The sequence below is a fragment of the Pantoea sp. LS15 genome, from assembly GCF_012241585.1.
Lineage (GTDB): Bacteria > Pseudomonadota > Gammaproteobacteria > Enterobacterales > Enterobacteriaceae > Enterobacter.
Genome location: NZ_JAAVXA010000004.1, coordinates 282,739 through 303,951, shown reverse-complemented (window position 1 = coordinate 303,951; position 21,213 = coordinate 282,739). Strand labels below are relative to the sequence as shown.

General features: G+C 46.8%; 21 protein-coding genes and 2 tRNA genes. 15 read left to right on the top strand and 8 right to left on the bottom strand.

Translation table 11 applies throughout. The features are described from left to right. The first annotated feature begins 60 nt into the window (after positions 1-60). Genes HED65_RS09270 through yccX form a run of 3 tightly spaced genes read left to right on the top strand, consistent with a single transcriptional unit; the run spans position 61 to position 1,710 of the window. On the top strand, positions 61-618 hold the full coding sequence (locus HED65_RS09270; RefSeq protein WP_114978344.1) for a kinase inhibitor: 558 nt from the start codon (positions 61-63) through the stop codon (positions 616-618). Between the two features lie 10 nt (positions 619-628). Further along, positions 629-1,417, top strand: coding sequence for an AraC family transcriptional regulator (locus tag HED65_RS09265; protein WP_114978343.1), 789 nt, complete (start codon positions 629-631; stop codon positions 1,415-1,417). An 11-nt stretch (positions 1,418-1,428) separates the two neighbouring features. Continuing rightward, positions 1,429-1,710 carry an acylphosphatase gene (gene yccX / locus HED65_RS09260; protein ID WP_114978342.1) on the top strand — a complete coding sequence of 94 codons (282 nt, stop codon included), beginning with the start codon at positions 1,429-1,431 and terminating at the stop codon, positions 1,708-1,710. Here the strand turns inward: yccX and tusE are convergent. Together tusE and yccA are read right to left on the bottom strand one after the other, a co-directional pair. Then, a complete protein-coding gene (tusE, locus tag HED65_RS09255; RefSeq protein ID WP_028019201.1) occupies positions 1,707-2,036 on the bottom strand; it encodes a sulfurtransferase TusE in 330 nt (109 codons plus the stop codon). The two genes, yccX and tusE, sit on opposite strands and share 4 nt — an antisense overlap. Positions 2,037-2,123: 87 nt before the next feature. Further along, the gene (gene yccA / locus HED65_RS09250) at positions 2,124-2,783 is read right to left on the bottom strand and encodes an FtsH protease modulator YccA (RefSeq protein WP_023335168.1); all 660 of its coding nucleotides are present in this window, start codon (positions 2,781-2,783) and stop codon (positions 2,124-2,126) included. A 269-nt stretch (positions 2,784-3,052) separates the two neighbouring features. Here yccA and HED65_RS09245 point away from each other — a divergent pair, with 269 nt between their 5' ends. Both HED65_RS09245 and HED65_RS09240 read left to right on the top strand, forming a co-directional pair. Then, on the top strand, positions 3,053-4,681 hold the full coding sequence (locus tag HED65_RS09245; RefSeq protein ID WP_114978340.1) for an ABC transporter substrate-binding protein: 1,629 nt from the start codon (positions 3,053-3,055) through the stop codon (positions 4,679-4,681). A 130-nt stretch (positions 4,682-4,811) separates the two neighbouring features. Further along, positions 4,812-4,899 (top strand) — tRNA-Ser (locus HED65_RS09240). A 122-nt stretch (positions 4,900-5,021) separates the two neighbouring features. On the opposite strand, the gene HED65_RS09235 is transcribed toward HED65_RS09240, so the two are convergent. From HED65_RS09235 to HED65_RS09220, 4 genes are all read right to left on the bottom strand, one after another. Continuing rightward, positions 5,022-5,240: an acyl carrier protein gene (locus HED65_RS09235; RefSeq protein ID WP_114978339.1), complete on the bottom strand. Its 219-nt coding sequence runs from the start codon at positions 5,238-5,240 to the stop codon at positions 5,022-5,024. A 17-nt stretch (positions 5,241-5,257) separates the two neighbouring features. Further along, positions 5,258-6,691, bottom strand: coding sequence for an AMP-binding protein (locus HED65_RS09230; protein ID WP_114978338.1), 1,434 nt, complete (start codon positions 6,689-6,691; stop codon positions 5,258-5,260). Continuing rightward, complete coding sequence (locus HED65_RS09225) at positions 6,688-7,806, bottom strand: MBOAT family O-acyltransferase (protein ID WP_114978337.1); 1,119 nt, start codon at positions 7,804-7,806, stop codon at positions 6,688-6,690. The genes HED65_RS09230 and HED65_RS09225 overlap by 4 nt, the downstream gene beginning before the upstream one ends. A gap of 128 nt (positions 7,807-7,934) precedes the next feature. Beyond that, positions 7,935-9,071, bottom strand: a complete 1,137-nt coding sequence (locus tag HED65_RS09220; RefSeq protein ID WP_114978336.1) for a D-alanyl-lipoteichoic acid biosynthesis protein DltD — start codon at positions 9,069-9,071, stop codon at positions 7,935-7,937. Positions 9,072-9,350: 279 nt separating this feature from the next. Between HED65_RS09220 and HED65_RS09215 the strand changes: the two genes are divergently transcribed. Next, positions 9,351-9,438, top strand: a tRNA-Ser gene (locus tag HED65_RS09215). 45 nt (positions 9,439-9,483) lie between these two features. Here the strand turns inward: HED65_RS09215 and HED65_RS09210 are convergent. Both HED65_RS09210 and HED65_RS09205 read right to left on the bottom strand, forming a co-directional pair. Beyond that, positions 9,484-9,816 carry a hypothetical protein gene (locus HED65_RS09210; RefSeq protein ID WP_147279790.1) on the bottom strand — a complete coding sequence of 111 codons (333 nt, stop codon included), beginning with the start codon at positions 9,814-9,816 and terminating at the stop codon, positions 9,484-9,486. Between the two features lie 326 nt (positions 9,817-10,142). Then, the gene (locus HED65_RS09205; protein ID WP_168112383.1) at positions 10,143-10,802 is read right to left on the bottom strand and encodes a Crp/Fnr family transcriptional regulator; all 660 of its coding nucleotides are present in this window, start codon (positions 10,800-10,802) and stop codon (positions 10,143-10,145) included. A gap of 714 nt (positions 10,803-11,516) precedes the next feature. Here HED65_RS09205 and HED65_RS09200 point away from each other — a divergent pair. The 9 genes from HED65_RS09200 to HED65_RS09160 all read left to right on the top strand — a co-directional run bounded on the left by HED65_RS09200 (position 11,517) and on the right by HED65_RS09160 (position 20,875). Next, entirely contained in the window at positions 11,517-12,080 is a 564-nt protein-coding gene (locus HED65_RS09200; protein WP_108090319.1) for a fimbrial protein, read from the top strand. A gap of 55 nt (positions 12,081-12,135) precedes the next feature. Next, on the top strand, positions 12,136-12,867 hold the full coding sequence (locus HED65_RS09195) for a fimbrial biogenesis chaperone (protein WP_223256816.1): 732 nt from the start codon (positions 12,136-12,138) through the stop codon (positions 12,865-12,867). A 64-nt stretch (positions 12,868-12,931) separates the two neighbouring features. After that, positions 12,932-15,448 (top strand): fimbria/pilus outer membrane usher protein, encoded by a 2,517-nt coding sequence (locus HED65_RS09190; protein WP_223256815.1) that lies wholly within the window; start codon positions 12,932-12,934, stop codon positions 15,446-15,448. Positions 15,449-15,687: 239 nt separating this feature from the next. Continuing rightward, the gene (locus tag HED65_RS09185; RefSeq protein ID WP_114978334.1) at positions 15,688-16,767 is read left to right on the top strand and encodes a fimbrial protein; all 1,080 of its coding nucleotides are present in this window, start codon (positions 15,688-15,690) and stop codon (positions 16,765-16,767) included. 105 nt (positions 16,768-16,872) lie between these two features. Then, a complete protein-coding gene (locus tag HED65_RS09180; RefSeq protein ID WP_147279789.1) occupies positions 16,873-17,988 on the top strand; it encodes a fimbrial protein in 1,116 nt (371 codons plus the stop codon). A gap of 34 nt (positions 17,989-18,022) precedes the next feature. Next, positions 18,023-18,787: an EAL domain-containing protein gene (locus HED65_RS09175; RefSeq protein ID WP_114978332.1), complete on the top strand. Its 765-nt coding sequence runs from the start codon at positions 18,023-18,025 to the stop codon at positions 18,785-18,787. A 10-nt stretch (positions 18,788-18,797) separates the two neighbouring features. Then, positions 18,798-19,382, top strand: a complete 585-nt coding sequence (locus HED65_RS09170) for a helix-turn-helix transcriptional regulator (RefSeq protein WP_114978331.1) — start codon at positions 18,798-18,800, stop codon at positions 19,380-19,382. Between the two features lie 136 nt (positions 19,383-19,518). Next, positions 19,519-20,394, top strand: a complete 876-nt coding sequence (locus HED65_RS09165) for a winged helix-turn-helix domain-containing protein (protein WP_114978330.1) — start codon at positions 19,519-19,521, stop codon at positions 20,392-20,394. After that, positions 20,384-20,875, top strand: a complete 492-nt coding sequence (locus HED65_RS09160; protein ID WP_114978329.1) for a FidL-like protein — start codon at positions 20,384-20,386, stop codon at positions 20,873-20,875. Before HED65_RS09165 ends, HED65_RS09160 begins: the two co-directional genes overlap by 11 nt. Positions 20,876-21,213: the final 338 nt, after the last annotated feature.

The window sequence follows — 21,213 nt, the reverse complement described above, 5'->3', positions numbered from 1 at the left end:
CACATTACGGCATGGTCGCGTGCTTTACCTTAGGGCTTCCGGTTCAGCAAAGGAAACCCCATGAAAAAGCGCAGTGTAATCGCAATAACCGCTCTGGCGGCAATGAGTTTTCAGGTTTTAGCAGCAACACCGTTCAGCATCACCAGCCAGGAGATTTCTGGCGAACGCCGTTTAGCGCAACAGCAGGTGTTTGAGGGATTTGGCTGCCACGGTGGGAATATCTCTCCACAGCTGGCGTGGAAAAATCCGCCCGCTGCGACGAAAAGTTTTGCCGTCACGGTATATGACCCGGATGCGCCCACTGGCAGCGGCTGGTGGCACTGGACCGTAACCAATATTCCAGCGAGTACAATGATGTTGCCAGCCGATGCCGGTAACCCGAATGGTGAGAAATTACCTGCCGGCGTTGTGCAGGGACGTAATGATTTCGGCTATTCTGGATTCGGCGGTGCATGTCCGCCCGCAGGGGACAAGCCTCATCGCTATCAGATTACCGTCTGGGCTCTGGACGTGGATAAACTGCCCGTCGACAAAAATGCCAGCGGCGCGCTGGTCGGGTTTATGATCAACAGTCATGTTCTGGCGAAGGCCCAGTTAACAGCAACCTACAGCAGATAAGGATGGCGGGGTGCAGGAGTTCCATTTTCGACATAAACATCTCACGGCGGGTGAAGTGAGTGCCAGCAAAATGCATCGCCTGCACCAGGTTAAACTCTTTTTTCCGGCTATATGTCATATTACTCACGGCAGTAAGGTGATTGTTCAGGACGACAACCGGCTGGTGGCGACACGGGATGAACTCATCATTATTCCTGCCAATACGGCGATGGAGATTATCAATCAGCCTGCGAACGGCATGTTTCGCTCGGACTTGCTGATGTTGTCTCCGGAGATCGTTACCGAATTTAAAGCGCATTACCTGAAATCCTGGCCGCGCACGACGTTGCATTCGCTCTGCGCCCCGCTGAGCGAGGGGCTGGCGTTTATGTGGGATAACCTGCTGCAAGCCGTGCGTCAGGGTTTACCGGAAACGCTACAAAAGCATCAGGCCTTCGGTCTTTTGCTGGCGTTGCTGCATGATGGCGTGGCAGGTCCGCTGCTTATTGAGCGAAATATTAACCTGACCGAACAGGTGCGGCAGTTCATTATGCTGTCGCCCGCCAGAGCCTGGACCGCGCAGGACATCGCCAGCCGTCTGGCCCTGAGCGTGCCGACGCTGCGCAGACGGTTACGTGAAGAGTCACAGAGCTTTCGCCAGATTGTGGAGGAGGTGAGGATGGCCGTTGCGCTGTCACAGTTACAGTCAACCCGATTACCGATTGGCGAAATCGCATTACAATGTGGGTATCTTTCCAGCTCTCGTTTCACCGCTCGTTTCCGGCAACACTATGGCTGTTTACCGAAAACGCTACGTTAAGGAGAAGAAAAATGGCAAAAGTCTGCACCATCGCCTGGGTTCACGGTGTCGTCCAGGGCGTCGGCTTCCGCTACAGCACCCAGCGCGAAGCGATTGAGCTTGGGCTAACGGGATATGCGCGAAACATGGATGACGGCAGCGTTGAGGTGGTCGCCTGTGGCGAAGCGGAACAGGTCGATAAGCTGGTGGCGTGGCTGAAAGCGGGTGGGCCGCGTAGCGCTCGGGTTGATAAGGTTATGACGGAACCGCACCAACCCGGCCGGGAGTACGTTAACTTCGGTATTCGCTACTAAATACATTTCACCGGTTTTGGCAGGCCGGCAATTTTGGTGGCCTGCTTTGCCGGGCCTTTAGGGAACAGACGATAGAGATAGCGGCTGTTGCCTTTCTCTTCACCGAACTTATTGGCCATGGCCTTGACCAACATGCGGATGGCTGGAGAGGTGTTGAATTCGAGGTAGAACTCGCGCACAAAACGTACCACTTCCCAGTGTTCTGGGGAGAGGGTGATGGCTTCTTTCTCTGCAATCACTTCTGCCAGCGCTTCGCTCCACTGGCTGCTCTCTTTCAGATAACCGTCGTTATCGGTCTCAATCTCTTTGCCTTCAAAACTCAACATAATCATTCACACGTCAGTCAAAAACCGTAGAAGTGTACCAAAAAACAAAGCCCCGCATAAGCGGGGCCAGGTTCACAGCGCTGTGGCTTAATCGCGGCTGGCGAAGCCCAGGATGCTCAACAGGCTGACGAAAATGTTGTACAGCGACACATACAGGCTTACGGTAGCGCGAATATAGTTCGTCTCACCGCCGCGAATGATATTGCTGGTTTCAAACAGGATCGCGCCTGAAGAAATCAGAATAAACACCGCGCTAATCGCCAGATGCAGGGCCGGCAGCTGCAGGAAGATGTTTGCCACCATACCCACCAGCACCACCACAACACCTGCCATCAGCATACCGCCGAGGAAGGACATATCCTTACGCGTGGTCAGCACGTAGGCCGAACAGCAGAAGAACACCAGCGCGGTACCGCCCAGTGCCATACCGATGAGGTCACCCATTCCGGCGGACAGATACGCGTTCAGCATTGGCCCCAGGATGTAGCCCAGGAAGCCGGTGAAGGCAAAAGCAGACAGAATACCAACCGGTTTGTCAGCGGTTTTGTAGGTCAGGAACATCAGACCATACATGCCCACCAGCGTTAGGATCAGCCCCGGAGAAGGCAGCATCAGCACGGTGCTGGCGGTTGCGGTGATCGCTGAAAACGCCAGCGTCAGGCTAAGCATGAAATAGGTATTGCGCAGCACCTTGTGGGTACTGAGTAGCGATGTGCGGTCGCGTGAGGAAGTAATAATACGATCCATGAGTCACTCTCTTATGACAGATGTAATTAACGGAAAGAATAGGAAACGGCACGCCAGTCTCAAAGTGGTTTTACCCATCTTTACTCAGCACGTTAGCGCTCGAGGTGGTTGTTTCTTCTGCAGAAATACGTTTCATCAGTATGAACAGTGGTTTGCGAGAATTTACCAGATCAACCTCTTATAGGTTACTGAAAAATATTGCGTTATTACCATTAGAACGCTAAGAGTTATCTCCGGATCGTCATAAAACAGACAATAAGGCGAAGGAAATGAAACCACAAACACGCACTCACTTTACCCTCTCTTTGTTAACTGCCGGGATCCTGTGCGCCAGCACGGTAACCTGGGCGGCTAATGTGCCAGCAGGAACCCAACTGGCAGAGAAACAGGAACTGGTCAGGAATAATGGCAGTGAACCGGCTTCGCTCGACCCGCACAAAGTCGAAAGCGATGTCGAATTCAATATTATCAGTGATTTATTCGAAGGTCTGGTGAGCGTTTCACCGCAAGGTGAAATTCAGCCCCGTCTGGCGGAAAAATGGGAGAACAAGGACAATACCGTCTGGACGTTCCATTTGCGCCCGGGCATCACCTGGAGCGATGGCACGGCCATTACCGCAGAAGATGTGGTCTGGAGCTGGCAGCGCCTGATCGACCCGAAAACGGCGTCACCGTATGCCAGCTACCCGGGCAATATGCATATCGCTAACGCAGCCGACATCGCCCAGGGGAAAAAAGCGCCGGATACGCTGGGCGTGAAAGCAATCAATGACACGACGCTGGAGGTGACGCTCACGCAGCCAAACGCGGCGTTCCTCGCGATGCTGGCGCACCCGTCGCTGGTGCCAGTGGATAAAGTACTGATTGGTCGTTTCGGCGATAAGTGGACCAAACCGGAGCATTTCGTCAGCAGCGGGGCGTATAAACTGTCGCAGTGGGTGGTCAACGAACGCATCGTGGCGGAGCGCAACCCGCGCTACTGGGATAATGCACACACCGTCATCAACAAAGTGACGTATCTGCCCATCACGTCTGAGGCCTCGGATGTGAACCGCTATAAAGCGGGCGAAATTGATATCGTGTACACGGTGCCGATCAACCAGTTTGCGCAGCTCAAGAAAACCCTGGGCACGCAACTGGATGTCTCTCCGCAGCTTGCGACCTATTACTATGAATTCAACACTACTCGCCCGCCATTCAGCGACGCACGCGTGCGCAAGGCGCTGAATATGGCGCTGGATAAAGACATTATTGCCGGGAAAGTATTAGGGCAGGGGCAGCGCCCGGCGTGGCTTATCAGTCAGCCCGATATCGGCAGTGTTAAGTTACAGAACCCGGATTACGCCAGCTGGCCAATGGATAAACGGATTGCTGAGGCGAAAAAATTGCTGGAAGAGGCCGGGTACAACGCCAGCCATCCTCTGACCTTTAACCTGCTCTACAACACCTCTGAATCGCACCAGCGTATCGCGATTGCAGCCAGCTCCATGTGGAAGAAAAATCTCGGCGTGGAGGCGAAGCTGCAAAATCAGGAGTGGAAAACCATGCTGGATAGCATGCATACCCACAACTTTGACGCGGTGCGTTACGCCTGGATTGCCGATTACGACGACGCGGCGACGTTCCTGAACAACTTCCGTACCGGTGACAGCGAAAACACCAGTCAGTACAGCAACCCTGAATACGATCAGGCGCTGGTGAATGCCGCAAAAGCTAAAACCACGGCTGAGCGCGGCAAGTTTTATCAGCAGGCAGAAGATCTGCTGGGGCGTGATGTGCCAGCCATTCCGGTTTATCACTACGTCCGTACGCACCTGGTGAAACCCTGGGTAGGGGGATTTACGCCGGATAAGCTGGGGTACTATTTCACCAAAGACATGTACATCAAAAAACATTAAGCCGGTGCTGATAAAATCGTCGATGTGTCGTCAGTTCAACCGATTAAACACGTTTTGACTATTTTTACAGCGAACGAATGCCTGCACTCTTTACAGCACGCGGTGAGGTGTTTATAGTTCGCCTCACTTAGGAAGTGTGGCCGAGCGGTTGAAGGCACCGGTCTTGAAAACCGGCGACCCGAAAGGGTTCCAGAGTTCGAATCTCTGCGCTTCCGCCAAATTCAAAAGCCCTGCGATAGCAATATCGCAGGGCTTTTTGGCTTTTGTACTGCATCAAAATCGAAAGTAGCCCTGGAGCTACCCTCCAGAGCCTTCAGAACAACGTTAACGTCAGGGGCGTTTAGCGGTTCTCTTCAATATAGCGAGCCAGCTCCGCCGGGGTTTTCAGCACTGTCGCGACGTCTGTTGGCGGGATCATACAGCCATAGACGTCCTGCACTTCCAGTACCATATCGACCGCCAGAATGGAGTCGAGAATATCGGATTCAATCAGTTCATCGTGAAAGCCCACTTTGCGGGATAACACTTTTTCGAACAGGGCGAGAATTTCTTGTTCCATAATTTTTCCTGGAGTCATTAATTTGTGCGGGCGTAAGCGTCCAGCAACTTGCGGTCAATTTTGCCGTTAGGATTCAGCGGCAAAGCGTCTTTTACGATAATTTGTGAAGGCACCATATAGTGTGGAACCACCTTCGACAGCGAGGTTTTGATCGCCTCCGGCGCCATATCCGTCACGCAGAATGCGGCAATGCGCAGAACGCTGCCGCAGGATTTCATCAGCGGCAGTACCACAGCTTCGTTGATGCCGGACAAGGCCAGCAGACGGTTTTCAATCTCGTTGATTTCAATACGGTAGCCATTCAGCTTGACCTGGCTATCGTTGCGGCCCTGGCAATAGATGAGCCCATCCTCATAGCCCAGGTCGCCTGTCCGGTAACCGCGGAACGTTTCACTTTCCCGACGCAGTAATTTTGCAGCGTTCTCCTGTGGGAGACCGAGATAGCCGCGCATGACGTTCTTACCCCAGATAATCAGCTCGCCCTCGGCGGATATTTCCATTCTGCTTTCGGGCATCATGACCCCAACCGGCAGCACGGCGTTGTCGCTGTTGAGGATCTCGTCCGTTATCTCGACCACAGTTGTCGCGATGGTCGCTTCCGTTGGGCCATAGGAGTTAATGATTTTGGCCTGCGGGAAACGGCGGCGTAGCTGTTTAACCAGCGCCTTATTTAACACTTCACCAATAAAGATAAAGACGTTCAGCGCAGGCAAATACTCACTGTTGAACTGCGGGGAAAGCAGTTGCTGGTATGCAAAAGAGGGGGTGGAAACCCAGGCGGAAACGGCGTTGGATTTCAGTCGCTCCAGCCAGTTCTCTTTCTGAATATCGTCTTTGGCATTCAGCACGATGTGTCCACCCATTGCCAGATTTGCCAGCAAAGGGATCAGGGAGAGGTCAAAGCTGAACACCGCGTGGTTCATCAATACTGGTTTTTCCGGCAGTGAAAAGTCCTGGCTGACCCATTTCATGAAGTGCCATACGCTTTCACGTCCAATCTGCACACCTTTCGGTTTGCCGGTGCTGCCTGAGGTGAACATGATATAGGCCAGATCCTGCTCTTCCAGAACCTTGCTCGCCTCGCCGGTGGCGATGAACTGCCTGGTCGCAACGTCGTAATAGTACGAGGCACTGGCCAGATGGCAGATCTCACGCAGTCGTTCCTGCGGGTAAATACAGTCCACCGGGATGTACGGAATGTTATGCAGCAGACAGCTATAAATCGCCACGGCGAACTCAGCCTGCTGATGACCGTACAAGACGACCGGTGTGCCGTCGACAGGCTGGCAGCGTCGATAACGTTGTACCCAGTCCGCAACGGCGGAGGAAAGTTGCAACCAGCTTAAGGCGTCGTCGCTGCCGGTAATAGCCAGTTGCTGCGGGGAGGCGGGATCAAACAATGCCGCACGTAAGAAATCCTGCAGTTCCTGAAGGTCAGAGTGATTTTTCATAGAGGTGACATTCCACTAAAGATGTAAAGGGAGCCCGCGGCGCTTCCCAGCGTCAGAATTCGCCCCAAAAATGCAACAGCCGGATACTGCAATCCGCGGTTCAATGCCGGGCTGCGTTTGGCTGACCACAGCAGCATGTTATGAGCAACAGAAATGGCGCCAAACAGCGCGCCGCTGATGACGTAATGGCGCTCCAGGCCATTCCATGCCCCCATACAAAACAGGGTGCAAAAAATACCGATATTTTGCGCCAGTGTTTTGTTCTGGCGGAAAAAATTGAACTTCATCAGGTTCATATAGACGGGCATAAAGACCACATCACGCAGCCATTCAGACAGGCTGATGTGGAAGCGACGCCAGAAATCCTGCGGGTTCTTCGCCAGAAGCGGCATATTGAAGTTTGCCGGAATATTCAGCCCAAACAGGCGGCCTGCGCCGATGGCCATATTGCTGTAACCCGCAAAATCAAAGTAGAGGTAGGCGCTATAGGCAATCGACATCACCACACCCACGGTCAGCGTAAACGGCTTATGGCTCCAGGGCTGCACGACAAGCGAATCAATCAGCATGGCAAACAGGAACTTCTGGACAATGCCGGTAATAATTTGCTCTAACGCCAGTAAAAACTGCTCACGGTTCAGCGCAAACACGGGCTTACTGACATCACTCATCCATGTCCGCCAGCGGTACATAGGGCCAGCCAGAATAATAAAAGGCATAAAGAGATAGCAGAAATAATGCAGGAAATTCTGGCCTTCTTTTTTACTGCGATAGAGCAATACATCCACTGCGCGGAACGTCATAAAAGAGAGGCCGATCATGCCCCAGTGGTTATTTAGGTGTAACTTCACCAGGAACAACGGCAATAATGTTAAAACGACCGCCTGCCACGTTTTTAACCATCCTTTCGCTTTTAATGTGGCGAAAGCATAAAAACTGAAAAACACGGCCACGGGAACAAGGTAATCACCCTGAAAAATATAACCCCAACCTAATGCGGCCAGAACGGATAACGCAGATAAATAAGTCAGACGATGGCGTAATACGCGGTTAACCGCCGCAAACACCAGAGCGGATGAAAACAAATAGACAAAAAACATTCCTGAGCTATACATCATTCGGCCTCAGAACTTTTGATATTCAAAATGCAGCTGCATACTCATGCTGTCATCAACAGAGGTCCACGCGACAACGGTGATCGCCAGCAGGAGATAAAGGAAAAAAAGACGGATCGCGATTTTCATTATTTAAAACTCTGTGCAATAAAGCGAATCATAGGAACCCAGGCCAGTTCGGAAGGGTGCAAACGATCCCAGTTCCAGCCATTCTGATAAGGCATTGCGTACATATCTAAATAAGGGATCTGATTCTCTTCCAGAATGGTTTTAATTTGTTTATCAACCGGGCGGAAAGTATCGGTATTGTAAAGTGCCCAGGGGTTAACCGGGTCGACGATAGCAATCACCTGTACATGACGGTCTTTCAGCAACTGGACAGTTTTCCTGAACGCGGCAATTTGCGCAGGCACAACCGGCGTGTCGTCCCACTGTTGCGGCTTACCATCTTCTTCGTAAATCGTTTTGTCCATCCACAGCGTGGCGGCGCTCTGCTGGCGTGTTTTATTTAACTCGCGCGCATTCGCCAGCTCTTTATCCCAGTCAGGGGCAATGTGGGTTGTTGGCTGCTGCGGCCAGGGCTGTACCGTCTGGTGTGTGACGTTGAGCATTGCCAGCCAGTCGTTTTTGATCATGGTGCAGAAGTTGGCAAACTGAAAACTGACCTCATCCCAAATGAGGTCAGGATGCCAGCCAAAGACACGCATTTGACCAAAGGTTAAATGGCTTATCTCTTTCGCATCAATATGCTTTAAGTAATTGACCAGTAAAGGGCGTGCCTGCGGATCTTTCATCAGCGGATTAAAAATAGAACCCGGGAAATTATCTGCATAGATAGCAGGAGGCAGACCTTTTGAGTAAAAACTGTCTGGTGCCAGAAGCAAAACAACTTTACTGTTTGCGTTAAGGCTATTTTTAAAACGTGAGAACAGTAAGAATTGCGTTTCGTCATCGACAAACGCATCACCATACGCCACGACGGGTTTGTGCAATTGCTTATTAAAGTAATTATATACAGCGTAATGTTCATCTTCAGAGGTGGCTACCTCTGATGCACCGATGAAGAAAATAGCATTCCCTTCTAAGGCATGGGAAATAGTGGCTATTTTTTCCGCTTGTTCTTTAGGTGTACCCGCCATTGATTTTATCAGTGGCTGGAAGGTGAGGGGCGGATCGAAGCTTGTCACCAACGGGTGAACACACAGGAACAAAATGGCCAGGGTCGCCATCAGGATGTGTAAGCAAAGTGTATTTTTGATTTTCATCATCAACCAGTAAGAGTACATGACAGTAATTTTTTAAAGTCTGTTGTCATTCAGATTTATAACAATTACACAACAAATGGCCGTCAGTTTTTATGGCATTCTATACCAGAGCGATTTAAACGGATGAGCGTTGCTGTGTTACGGTATGTACAAGGGCGCAGAGGCTGATGCGAGGTAAGCATCTGGGTGACTTTTTGCGCAGTTAAACGCCTGTGGGGAAAAATAGAAAAATTCCTGCTTTACAAGGCGCTAATAGATGTTTATAGTGCGCCTCACTTTGGAAGCGTGGCCGAGCGGTTGAAGGCACCGGTCTTGAAAACCGGCGACCCGAAAGGGTTCTAGAGTTCGAATCTCTACGCTTCCGCCAAATTCGAAACCCTGCGATAGTAATATCGCAGGGTTTTTTTTTGCTTTATCTCATGAAGCCATGACCGTCCGGCATACTTACAGAGGGTATCTGATCACTCATACCGCCCAATACAGAAGCATAACGACAGGGGCTGTGATTTCTGGTCCAGCCAGCATACAGACTCAGAGTGGTGTCCGTTCCTGGAATCACAACTGTTGGGGGATCATGGACCATTGTGGTAACTGACACGACAATGTGGTTGCTTAATGCGTTTTCCAGCGGCAGCAGTATGAAAGTAAAAATAAAAAGAATCAGGGAAAGAGAGAAGAAACTCGCATCGATATTTTTGATTAAATAATAGAATGTATCTGAATGGCCGAAGCCCTGACGATTCACGTAAATAAATCACCCGCTAATGAAGCTAAATTATTAGTCAGGTGGCACTGACAGTATCCTTGCTCCTGAAAAATTGTCTTGCTTTTTTTGAGAGATGGAAGGTTTACCGCAGCCACGTCGTATGCAAGAACGGGCTGCGGCAAGCTGGCTATATTTCGATAGTGCGAGTATTGAATGGTAGCCAGCCGGAATGCATTCTAAATAAAAACTATTTCTTCGCAATTGATTTTATTGTTATTAATACTTTTTGGGAACTTTCTCCACAATGGTAAAAATCATCCGGAGCTTGTCCCATTGGATAATGAAAGACAGGGCAGGGATTGACTCTAATCATTGCTCTGATCAATGCGGCTCTTGCTATGAAATGCAGTACTATTTCGTAACATTTCTGCATCATTGATCAATATTTTTCGAGATTGAAGAGAAATACATTTTTCCGCTTCCAGTCTTGCAATAGAACGACGTAAAGTAGAAGCGGTTATGCCCAACAGACTGGCAATCTCTTTTTGCTGGAGGGGAAGGGAAAAAGGCATTGCTGAAAAAGATTTTGCTTTATTCCTTTCTGACATAAGCAGAATAAACATTGCCACCTTCTTGAAAGCATCATGTTGAAGCAGAACCTTTATCATTTTTAGATTGTCATCGGCTGTTTCAGACAATAATTTTATCGTGTGGCTAAATGTTCCCAGCGTCAGCTGTGATAAACCATACATTGCCGAGTAATCTATCATACATACTTCCGCATCCTGCACCGCAATGGCCGTAGTGCGGTAATAGCTATGATACAAGTTTTCACCACCAATAAGCTGGCCGGGTGTGTACACAGCTAATAAGGTCTTGTCCTCATCAACCACGGTGAAGCATCCGCTGCGAACGGCGATGAGGTGCTTTACTTCTTCCCCTGCGGTGAATAAACACTGCCCCTGCCTGATTTGAACTCTTCGCTGCAATGCGTGCGTAAAAGCAGGCACACTCTGTGTGAACATACATTCCTGACAGATCTCAGAAAATATGCAGTGCTGGCAGTCTACACAAAATTGAGTATTCATTTTTCCTGGCGTTATCTTGAAATTTTAGCAATAGCTTATCAGAACAACGATCAGTAAAGGGGGGATGATTCCGAAAGTCATTATTTGAAGTCTATGGCACCAGCTTTATCGACACAGTCCAATAGCGTTACAGACGGAAAATAACTAATGCAGCTATTTCCGGCTGTTCTTTTCAGTATGTCAGTCTGTCAGGAAAGAAATTATTTTCGCTTCATCATCGCTGCCGTTACTCCTATAACCATAATCACCTATATTTACGCATCATTATAATAAAACATTAGCCATTTATTTTAACTGTAAAATAACAATGTAATACTTTTAGCAACAATTAAATTTAAATGAAAAAGCATTAACGCTTAATAATGATGTTTCTTTTTTTTCTTATGTATATAAAAACCTATAAAACATAAAAACAGCAGTGAATATGTTTATATTGAATATATAAGGCGGGATTATCTGTTGTTAATTTTGTTATCTGTATAAGATTGTTCCGACTTAATCGTCCAGGCATGAAGGTGTCAGACAGATGACGTCAGTTCGGCAAGATACCTGAAAGGAAGACGCAGGAGTAAGCCTCATAGGGGAAAACCCATCCTGATTGAGGCTGTAGCCGTGTTTTATATCGTATGAAATAATTAATGGAAACAGAGTATGAAACTTAACAAATTTGCAGTCGCTATCAGCAGTGTAATGTTCTCTTTCGGCATGGTTTCAATGGCGAATGCAACCTCCACCGGCACCATCACTTTCAATGGTGAAGTCACTGACACTACTTGCGAAGTGAGTGTAAATGGTCAGGGGGCTGATGCTACCGTGGTACTGCCTACCGTACCTGCAACTGAACTTAAGACTTCGGGCATGACTACGGGGCGTACTAATTTTGATCTGCAGTTAACAAACTGCACCGTGGGCGCTGATGGTGCAAAAACGGTTGCCGCTTATTTCCAGACTGGGGCCACTGTTGATAACACTTCTGGTCGTTTAAAGCAGACGGATACTGCCGGTGCTAAAAACGTTTCCCTGCAGCTGCGTGACGGTACTAATACAAACGTTATCTTTGTGGGTAGCTCTACTCAACAAAACACAAATAACTTCGTTGATATTTCCAGCGCAACCAGCGTAACGATGCCTTATTCCGTTGAATATTATGCAGAAGACACCGCATCTGCTGGGGCAGTTGCCTCCAGCGTTGTTTATAACCTGCAATACAAATAATCAACCTTACAGATGTCTATCCCGGCGTAATGCCGGGATAACAAGTGCATATACCATGATGAAATTATTATCTGCAATTAAATTTTCCATTAATACGCTGACTTTTGGTGCATTAACCCTCGGCGCAGCTCATGCGAATGTGGTATTGAGCGGAACGCGTGTGATTTTTCCTGAATCAGAAAAAGAGGTGACATTAAAAGTCAATAACAAAGGCAAAACACCCGTTCTGATTCAGAGTTGGATTGATACAGGCGATGTGAATGCATCCCCGGAAACTATTTCATCTCCTTTTTTATTAACGCCACCGATGAACAGAATCGATCCGGATAAAGGGCAGACATTACGCATTTCTTATCCCGGTGGAATGAGTTTACCGAAAGATCGTGAAAGCTTATTCTGGGTGAATGTTTTGGAAATTCCGCCGAGAGCGAATGATGCCGTTACACCCAATCATTTACAGGTGGCTTTTCGTTCCCGAATAAAATTGTTTTTCCGTCCTGCTGAACTCACAGGTGATGCATATCATTCTGCAGAATCAGTTCGCTGGACTGCGCAAAGTAACACACTGGTTGCGAAAAATGATTCACCGTATTACGTCAACCTTTTGGGCGTACATACCACAGGGGATACCCACAAAATTCTTGCAGAAGGAGACATGATTTCACCCTATTCATCAATCACCGTGAAAGTGAAGAATGGTGTTGCGCTGCGTCCTGGCGAGAAACTGTCCTACGATTTTATTAATGATTGGGGCGCCGTAAAAACTGCAGAATTTATATTAAATTAATCCGAGTATTTCGATGATGAACAGGTCCCTGCCTTTTAGACTGACTCGTCTGGCAGCTATATTTATGGCGTCCAGCGGAAGCTTTTATAGTTATGCCCAACCCGATAATCATTCCGGTGCTTATACCGTTGAATTTGATCCGATCTTTTTGAGCCCCGGTTCGGTGCATAAAGTCGATATTTCACGATTTGAACACGGGGCAACCGCGCTGCCGGGGATCTATAAAGCGGATGTTTTTGTCAACAATATGAATATTGGTACCGAAAGCATTCAGTTCAAAGAGCAGGAAGATAAATCTGTTCAGTTATGTCTGAGTCCATCGACGCTGATGCATCTCAATCTTGATACGGAACAACTGCCGTCTGAAGTTCTCGCACAAATGAAAGCGGGTGATGAAAATTCATCATGCCTGCCTGTTAATCAGCTATTACCGTGGATATCGAGTACCTATGACTCGGGGGCTCAGCGCCTCGATTTGTCGATTCCTCAGGCCAGATTGCAAAACCAGGGGCGGGGTTATGTTAACCCTGAGCTTTGGGATTACGGCGTTCCTGCTGCGCTACTCAGCTATAACGGTAGCTATTATTCCATGCGCTCTCACGGCAACACCACCGACTCCGCATGGTTGGGATTAAATGCCGGGATCAATGTCGGCCCCTGGCAGTTCCGCCATAACGGTAATTTGACCTGGCAGGAACAGACAGGTAAGTCATATCAGCGTACTAACACTTATGTGCAGCGGGATTTAACCGCACTGCGTGGCCGTGTGGTGGTGGGGGAAAATAATACCAGCGGCGCACTGTTCGACACGCTGCCGTTTCGTGGCGTGGAACTGGTTGATGATGAACGCATGCTGCCACAATCTGAGCGAGGCTATGCGCCGGTGATTCGGGGTATTGCGCGCACGAATGCCCGTATAACTGTGCGTCAGAATGGCCAGGTCATCTATGAAAATACCGTGGCCCCTGGCGCGTTTAACATTAACGACTTATACCCAACGGGCGCTGGTGGCGATTTGGATGTCACGGTAACCGAAGCAGATGGCGCAGTTCAAAATTTCAAAGTTCCATTTGCCTCAGTGAATCAGTTACTGCGTCCGGGAACACACCACTATGACTTTATTGCGGGCCAGCTTAACGATACGAGCCTGTCGTCGCATCCTGAACTGTACCAATTATCCTGGCAGCAGGGGCTTAGCAATACCTTTACTGGCTATGGCGGCATACAGTTCAACAGTCACTACTATGCGGCCCAGTTAGGTACCGCGATAAATACTCTGGCAGGGGCAGTGGCTATCGACGCCACGCATGCAAGGACAAAACTGGACAGTAATCAGCCCGATTACAGTAAAGACCGCAGCGGTCAGAGTTACCGCGTGACATACAGCAAATTTGTTCCCGAAACCAACAGTAATTTTGCCATCGCTGCTTACCGTTATTCCACATCAGGATACCTGGATTATTACTCTGCAATGCAGATCCAGGATGCACTTAATAACGGAAGAACACCGGGTAATCTCTATCGCGCAAGAAACCGATTTACCGCGACGATAAACCAGGGATTGCCTGCGGGCTATGGGCAATTTTATCTGACCGGCTACGTACAGGATTACTGGGGTAAAGATACCCAGTCAGATCTGCAATATCAGTTTGGCTATAACAATGTATTCCACTCCGTTACCTACGGCATTAATGCCGGACGCACGCGTAACGGCAGCGGGAATATGGAAACGACTTATCAGCTCAACTTTTCCGTGCCGCTGGGCAGTATCGGAAGCGCGAATACGCCACAGTTGACCACCTCGTTCACGCGTGACAGCAACGGTAATACCGGACAACAGCTCGGCGTGGCGGGGTCTGCGGGTGAAGATCACCAGTACAGCTATGGTATGACTGCCAGCCATTACAGCAACGGCGCGGGTACCAGTGGTAGCGCGAACGCGCAGTATCGTAGTCCGGTAGCCAATATGACGGTTTCTACAGGGGTAGGCAAAAACTACCAGAGTAGTTCAGCGGGTCTGAGTGGAACCATTATTGGTTATCAAAATGGCATCATGATGACGCCATACATCAGCGATACATTCGCCATTATTGAAGCCGATGGTGCTGCGGGCGCGCGCGTGGGTGGCTATAGCGGTGTGCGGGTAGATCATTTTGGTCACGCAGCTGTGCCGTATCTTAATCCGTATGAAATGAATGAGGTCAGCCTCGACCCACAAGGACTGTCAGATACCATCGAACTCGATAATACCAGCCAGAAAGTGGTGCCTCACGCCGGTTCCGTTGTGCTGGTGAAATACGGCACTCGCAAGGGATACCCGATTCTGGTTCACGTCACGCGAGACGGATCGCAGCCTCTGCCTTTTGGTGCCGATGTGCTGGACAGCAAAGGGGATAATGTCGGATCAGTAGGTCAGGGTGGGGTTATTTATGCCCGGGTTGCCAAAGAACACGACACTTTACAGATTCGCTGGGGAGAACGTGAGAATCAACGCTGTCTCATTCCTTATCGCATTATGCCGGGAACACAGGCCACCGGGAAAAACGCAATATCCCGATTTGAGTCGACGTGTCAGGATTAACATCAGAAATGAAGTGGGTTAAGAATTTTGCACGAAATATTATCGCTGTATTTATTTACGCGCTGTTGTGTGCATTTGTTGTATTTATTGACTCTGACGATAGTGCCTATGTTGATAATGACAGATGTAATGTTGATTAAACCACTGTAACTATCCGGGGTAAGCAATAACAAATAATGTTTTGTGAATCCGTATAGGGTTTTCATTGATACTGTTTTGAATAACTTTGAGAATCTGCAATGAAGAATTTTTTTTATATTTTTATGGTGCTGCTTAGTTTATTCTGGAAACCCGCGATGGCAACTTGTGCATTTACTTCGAGCAGCCCAATTCAGAGTGAGGTTAATGCCACCATTCCCCTTTCGGTGGCCAATATTACCGCAGGTGCGGAGATCCCAAATGGTACTGTGCTATACAGACAGACGTACCGGCCAGCTTACAGTAGTGCTGGTATCTCATGCAGCGATGGTGTTTATGAAAGTCAGTTTATTTATACCAGTACGCCAAAGCCGCTTTCTTCCTGGAATGGTTCTCCGTATGGCGGGAAAGTATATGAAACAGGGGTGCCGGGAATTGGCGTTGTATACTGGCGATCCGGGAATGGTTTTCCTTATAGTTCTGGTGGGGGATGTACTGGGGCAGCCATATGTAATTGGGGAAATGGAGGCCTTACATGGGATATTTCACTGATAAAAATCGGGAATATTACGGCTGGCGCGATAACAGGCGGTAATTTGCCCTGTATGAATGAAACGCTGGGAAACTCGGGATCTCGAGTTTCAATATTAAAGGCTTGCTTTAGTGGCGTAATCAACATTGTCTCGAGAACGTGTACGACACCAGATGTGACGGTGAATATGAATAAGCATGATATTTCGGTGTTTCGGGCTGCCGGGAGTACAACGGAATGGGTGGATGCATCAATTAGACTCACTGATTGCCCCGTATTTTATGGCACGGTTAACGATGGTGATAAAAACAGTTGGTCAGAAAATGGTACCATCAATATGGGTACAGCATCAGCTAACTCGCTGGGAGTGACGTTAACGCCTAATACCTCTGTACTGCAATCCAGCAATGGGGTCTTTGCTTTATCCGAGTCGGCTGACAGTGCATCAGGAATTGGTATTCAGCTGGCGTATGGGACCAGTGCCTCTCTAACTCCGGTCACTTTTTTACAGGAGAAACGCTATACCATGACGCTGGGCTCATCTGGCAGTGTCAATATTCCATTGGTAGCACGGTATATTCAAACCGAAAGTAGAGCACAACCAGGCAAGGCGAATTCAGCGGTAACATTTTTGATTAGTTATTATTAAGTTATCTGGCCTGATCGTTGATTGGTATGAACTTGGATTAAATTGACAGTGCCAGGCATTTGAAGTTACTGGTGCGCCAATAATTAAAAATCATGGTGAGATATAATGAGATATATTGTTATAGCACTGCTGGTGATTATCGTTTCTGCGACGGACGCGCTGGCTGATACGCCATGCCTGGCCCTGACCCCGCAGTCGAATACTGTACCTCTGTCCGCTACAATATTAGCCGGGGCTGATTTACCCATAGGCAGTGTAATATATCGTTTAACAATCACATCCAATGGATTTGGTATTCGGTGTAATGGCGCAATGAATAACATTCCTCTGCTATTTGGTGTGTCTAATGAACCGTCGACGCCAATATCTGTTGGCGGTGCGCCCTATAACGGCGCTGTGGTTTACCCAACTAATCAGCCTGGTGTTGGCGCGGTGGTATGGTATTCAGGGAATGCTTTTACAAAAACAATGCCATTTAGAACCTCAACATTTAATTTTGGTTCGAATGGTGTGACTAACACTATGTATTTTTCGAGAAATGTTGATATCTCGCTGATTAAAACAGGCGCAATTTCTGCTGGTTTCGTTAATGGTTCATCGTTGCCTACGATAGTGTTGTATACACCTGAAACTGCTGGATATACCGGACTGCCGTTGAATTACTGGACGCTGAAATTCTCTGGTGTCGTCGGTGTGACGACAGGAACCTGTACAACGCCAAATGTGAACGTAGATCTCGGAAAACACGACATGCGCACAACATTTAAAGGAAAAGGGTCTGCTTCAGAATGGGTTGACTCGTCGATTATTCTGGAGGATTGCCCGGCATTTTTGGGGTACTACCCCACCAGTAACCCACAAAAATCATCAACCACCGGCGACACCAGTGGCGGCACTACGCCTTCAGGCAGCGCAACGGCAAATAGTCTGGTTGTTTCTCTGACGGCAAGTACCGGTATTATTGATAGCGCAAATGGGGTGATTGCACTCAATAACGAAGGCAGTGATTCAAGTGCGACAGGAATCGGTGTGCAAATTGGTTATAAAAACACGACGAATCCGACGCTATGGAATTTTTCAAATTCATGGACGTACAACACTGTGAGTGATGGTGCTGCAACAATTAAATTACCTCTCGCTGCGAGATATTATCAGTACTCAGATGTTGTGACGCCTGGAAAAGCAAGTTCGAGTGTTATTTTTACCATTAGCTACCAATGATAAATAATATCATCTATTTTTTTTGAGTTTAAATATGAAAAACCTGACTTTAACCGATAGTGATGTCTTTACTTTTATGGGGGGGCATATCGTTCCCTATATTCAGCCTGTTATTGATTCGTCTAATAATCAACTGGCAGGTGCAGAAGTTCTGATGAGGATAAAATGCGAAGATGGCACCGTCATTCCACCGATTGATTTTATTGACAAGATAGAAGAAGAGGGTAAGTTGGTATCTGCCACAAGAGTCATTATGCATGAAATTGTTGATTTTTTTGAAAGTAAAGTGGATTTGTTCCCTGACCGATTTTACTTTTCATTTAATATTAGCGCTGCACATTTTCACCATAACGGCTTTGTTGAAGATTGTCAGCGTTTTATTAATGCTTTCAATGGGCGTGTTGGTTTAGTTATCGAATTACTCGAATGTTCTGTTCTGCAATTTGATAAAACAACAGTGAAAGTTATAAAGCTTCTGGCAAAGAAAGGGGTACGATTTGCGCTGGATGACTTTGGCAGTGGGCTTTCTCGGGTGATTTATTTCCATTATGCGCCTATTTCAATTGTCAAGCTGGACAAGACTTTAATGAAGAATACAAAAAACAGAATGGAGTATGCTGATGTCTTAAAAGCACTCTATGCTTTTTCTCGCCAACTTAATATGACCATAATAGCTGAAGGCATTGAAACTGAAATTCAGAAGCGAAAGATGGAAGAAATTGGCGTGAATTACCACCAGGGTTTTTTATATTCCAGGCCGATTCCGGAAGATGTTTTTTTTACAAATTTTCTTAATTGAGTAGAGCTACATGAATCTGATTTATATCTATTTCGATAAAATCGATCCCTATGCTAAGACGGAGCTTTCAGGTTACCTCGAGTTTATGACGGCCAAGAGATTGGTTGTCATGAACAACCTGAATGAATTGATGTCTATGAGCTCATCACAGGAAGTTATCATTTTCGTGAACAAGCTCACGCATGGTGCTACGTGCTTTTGTCAATACGAACGTCTTAACATGAAAGTTATCGATGTGGTGGACGACCTGGCAACGTCATGTTCTGCTTTAAGGCGGATAATCAACCTGCGACAACCTGTATCATGTATATTTGAAACAATTAGCCGAGTGATCAATAGCAGCCATCATCGAACTGCTTGTCAGCTTTGTCATGTTCTTAGTGAACTCACGCCAGAAGAAAAGATGCTGATTAAAATAATCAGAGAAGGTAAGCACACGACAGAGGAGATGGCGACAGAGATGGGTATTGGTAATAAAATTATCAGTAAACACAAAAGGAAAATTATGGGTAAAGTAAATATCGATAACTCAATCGCTTTTTATAATTGGGTTATTAATATGGAATCCTTCAAATTTTCTGGTATTTCTGGGTGAATCATTCATTTTTTCAAAAGATGTAATCTGCTATCAACTAGATTTTCCAAATCAATCTGCTATATTTACCATGTGTTTAATCTGGATTCATATTGTATTCAATAGTTCCGTTTCTATTTTTTGAAGATGAAAGTTAATGAAATATTTGATAGATAATATTGTTGCATTTGATGATAAGAACGGGTTGTTGGAAAATAAAAAATCTGGCACATCGGTAGTTTTGTCCACTACAGCGATCAGGATTTTATCTTTTTTACTTAAAAACCAGGGTGTTGTACTTAGTCGTGACGAGTTTTTTGAGACAGTGTGGGATGCCTACGGACAAGAGGCTTCTAACAACTCTCTGAATCAATATCTTTCTGTTTTGAGAAAAGCGTTTCGGAATGTGGGTCTGGAGCATGAAATCATTATTACTGTGCCGAAGCAGGGTTTTCTGATTAAGGTCAATGTCGATTATGATGAAGAAGACGTATCAACGCTTAGTGAGCAAAATTTTACCTATGTGAAGCCTGAACCTGAACCTTTGGATACAACAACCTCTCCAGATGATGTTGAAATAACCGAGGAAACAAGATTTCTTGATGACAGTGGTTCGAACGAGATACCAAAACAAAACAGCCCTGTTTTTGATAAAAAATATTATTTCCTTAATGCGTTTTTAGGACTAATATTTATTTTTACGATAATATTTGTATTTCAGTACTGGCCATCGACTTCAAGAGTGATACCTACCGTACAACTGCATTCTATCGGAAAAGTAGATTCATGTCCGGTCTTTTCGCTTTACGAAAGTTCGGAGGAAATGACTCAGGCTAAAATGAATATTGCACGTGGAATGATACTCGAGCATAAATTGCCCTGCATCCCTAATGCAATTTATATCTTTCAACCTGATGATATGTTTGTTTATAATCAAATGGGACGTGTTATGCTAAGTCGATGCACGGCGAGAAAAAATGATCCGCTACATGGATTGGCCGGTTGCAAGGATATTTATATTTATGAAAAATAAATCATATAAATTAATGGCTGTCATGTTCACTGTGTTTTGCATAGTACTATGTAGTGTTACCTATTGGTTATATCAAAATAATGAGAATGACAAACGCTTTGAATGCTATTCTCTCACTACATTCCCTAAGGCCCCACCTGTTGGAAATTTAACGCTATTGACGCATTTTATTCTTAATCAGGATGATGAGGGGGTCATCACGTTTACCGGTGAGAATGATGATTCTGAATCAAAGCTCCAGGTATCGAGAGAAGTCCATTTCGATTATCGATGGATGGAAAACGGTAAGCTTAATATTTTCAACATTAATGTTGTTATAAACCAGTCTGATACAATCAGTGATGATGTATTTAAAGTAAACGTTTTTAATTTTCAACGTCCAGAAATTCATATGTTTATACATCGTTTTAAAAACAGCTACGTTTTGGGAAGTTTGTCATCACCAATTTCCATGTGCGTTGATAAGGATAATATGCTCTGAGTCTTTTACCATATTTATCGAAGTTTAATGTTGCTTCTTAATTTTGGGAACGCATGAGCTGAAAATTAGATGTGAGAAAAGTGGTCAACGCTTCCGCCAAATTAGAAACCCAGGTCGTTATATGGCCTGGGTTTTTTGTTTTGGCCGGTTTCAACATACGATTCAGCCGTGCTGGTGTGGCGCTTCAACGGCGTTCTTGCATACCACTGTGTATCAGCTGTAGGGCGCGCAGCGTGTTGTCAACAGGACACAAAACTCTGCTCAATTTTTAGCACAATGTTTTGTTTTATATTTTTTAACGTCCAGTCCTGACTATTCCTTTTTTTAATGCCCATACG

What these genes read in the sequence shown, in the direction of transcription:
- HED65_RS09225 (WP_114978337.1), bottom strand. Translation starts at nt 7,806, where the DNA reads ATGTATAGCTCAGGAATGTTTTTTGTCTATTTGTTTTCATCCGCTCTG.
- yccX (WP_114978342.1), top strand. Translation starts at nt 1,429, where the DNA reads ATGGCAAAAGTCTGCACCATCGCCTGGGTTCACGGTGTCGTCCAGGGC.
- HED65_RS09165 (WP_114978330.1), top strand. Translation starts at nt 19,519, where the DNA reads ATGAAATATTTGATAGATAATATTGTTGCATTTGATGATAAGAACGGG.
- HED65_RS09220 (WP_114978336.1), bottom strand. Translation starts at nt 9,071, where the DNA reads ATGAAAATCAAAAATACACTTTGCTTACACATCCTGATGGCGACCCTG.
- HED65_RS09205 (WP_168112383.1), bottom strand. Translation starts at nt 10,802, where the DNA reads ATGTTCACACAGAGTGTGCCTGCTTTTACGCACGCATTGCAGCGAAGA.
- HED65_RS09200 (WP_108090319.1), top strand. Translation starts at nt 11,517, where the DNA reads ATGAAACTTAACAAATTTGCAGTCGCTATCAGCAGTGTAATGTTCTCT.
- HED65_RS09160 (WP_114978329.1), top strand. Translation starts at nt 20,384, where the DNA reads ATGAAAAATAAATCATATAAATTAATGGCTGTCATGTTCACTGTGTTT.
- HED65_RS09185 (WP_114978334.1), top strand. Translation starts at nt 15,688, where the DNA reads ATGAAGAATTTTTTTTATATTTTTATGGTGCTGCTTAGTTTATTCTGG.
- HED65_RS09180 (WP_147279789.1), top strand. Translation starts at nt 16,873, where the DNA reads ATGAGATATATTGTTATAGCACTGCTGGTGATTATCGTTTCTGCGACG.
- HED65_RS09190 (WP_223256815.1), top strand. Translation starts at nt 12,932, where the DNA reads ATGGCGTCCAGCGGAAGCTTTTATAGTTATGCCCAACCCGATAATCAT.
- HED65_RS09235 (WP_114978339.1), bottom strand. Translation starts at nt 5,240, where the DNA reads ATGGAACAAGAAATTCTCGCCCTGTTCGAAAAAGTGTTATCCCGCAAA.
- HED65_RS09230 (WP_114978338.1), bottom strand. Translation starts at nt 6,691, where the DNA reads ATGAAAAATCACTCTGACCTTCAGGAACTGCAGGATTTCTTACGTGCG.
- HED65_RS09170 (WP_114978331.1), top strand. Translation starts at nt 18,798, where the DNA reads ATGAATCTGATTTATATCTATTTCGATAAAATCGATCCCTATGCTAAG.
- HED65_RS09245 (WP_114978340.1), top strand. Translation starts at nt 3,053, where the DNA reads ATGAAACCACAAACACGCACTCACTTTACCCTCTCTTTGTTAACTGCC.
- yccA (WP_023335168.1), bottom strand. Translation starts at nt 2,783, where the DNA reads ATGGATCGTATTATTACTTCCTCACGCGACCGCACATCGCTACTCAGT.
- HED65_RS09270 (WP_114978344.1), top strand. Translation starts at nt 61, where the DNA reads ATGAAAAAGCGCAGTGTAATCGCAATAACCGCTCTGGCGGCAATGAGT.
- tusE (WP_028019201.1), bottom strand. Translation starts at nt 2,036, where the DNA reads ATGTTGAGTTTTGAAGGCAAAGAGATTGAGACCGATAACGACGGTTAT.
- HED65_RS09195 (WP_223256816.1), top strand. Translation starts at nt 12,136, where the DNA reads ATGATGAAATTATTATCTGCAATTAAATTTTCCATTAATACGCTGACT.
- HED65_RS09175 (WP_114978332.1), top strand. Translation starts at nt 18,023, where the DNA reads ATGAAAAACCTGACTTTAACCGATAGTGATGTCTTTACTTTTATGGGG.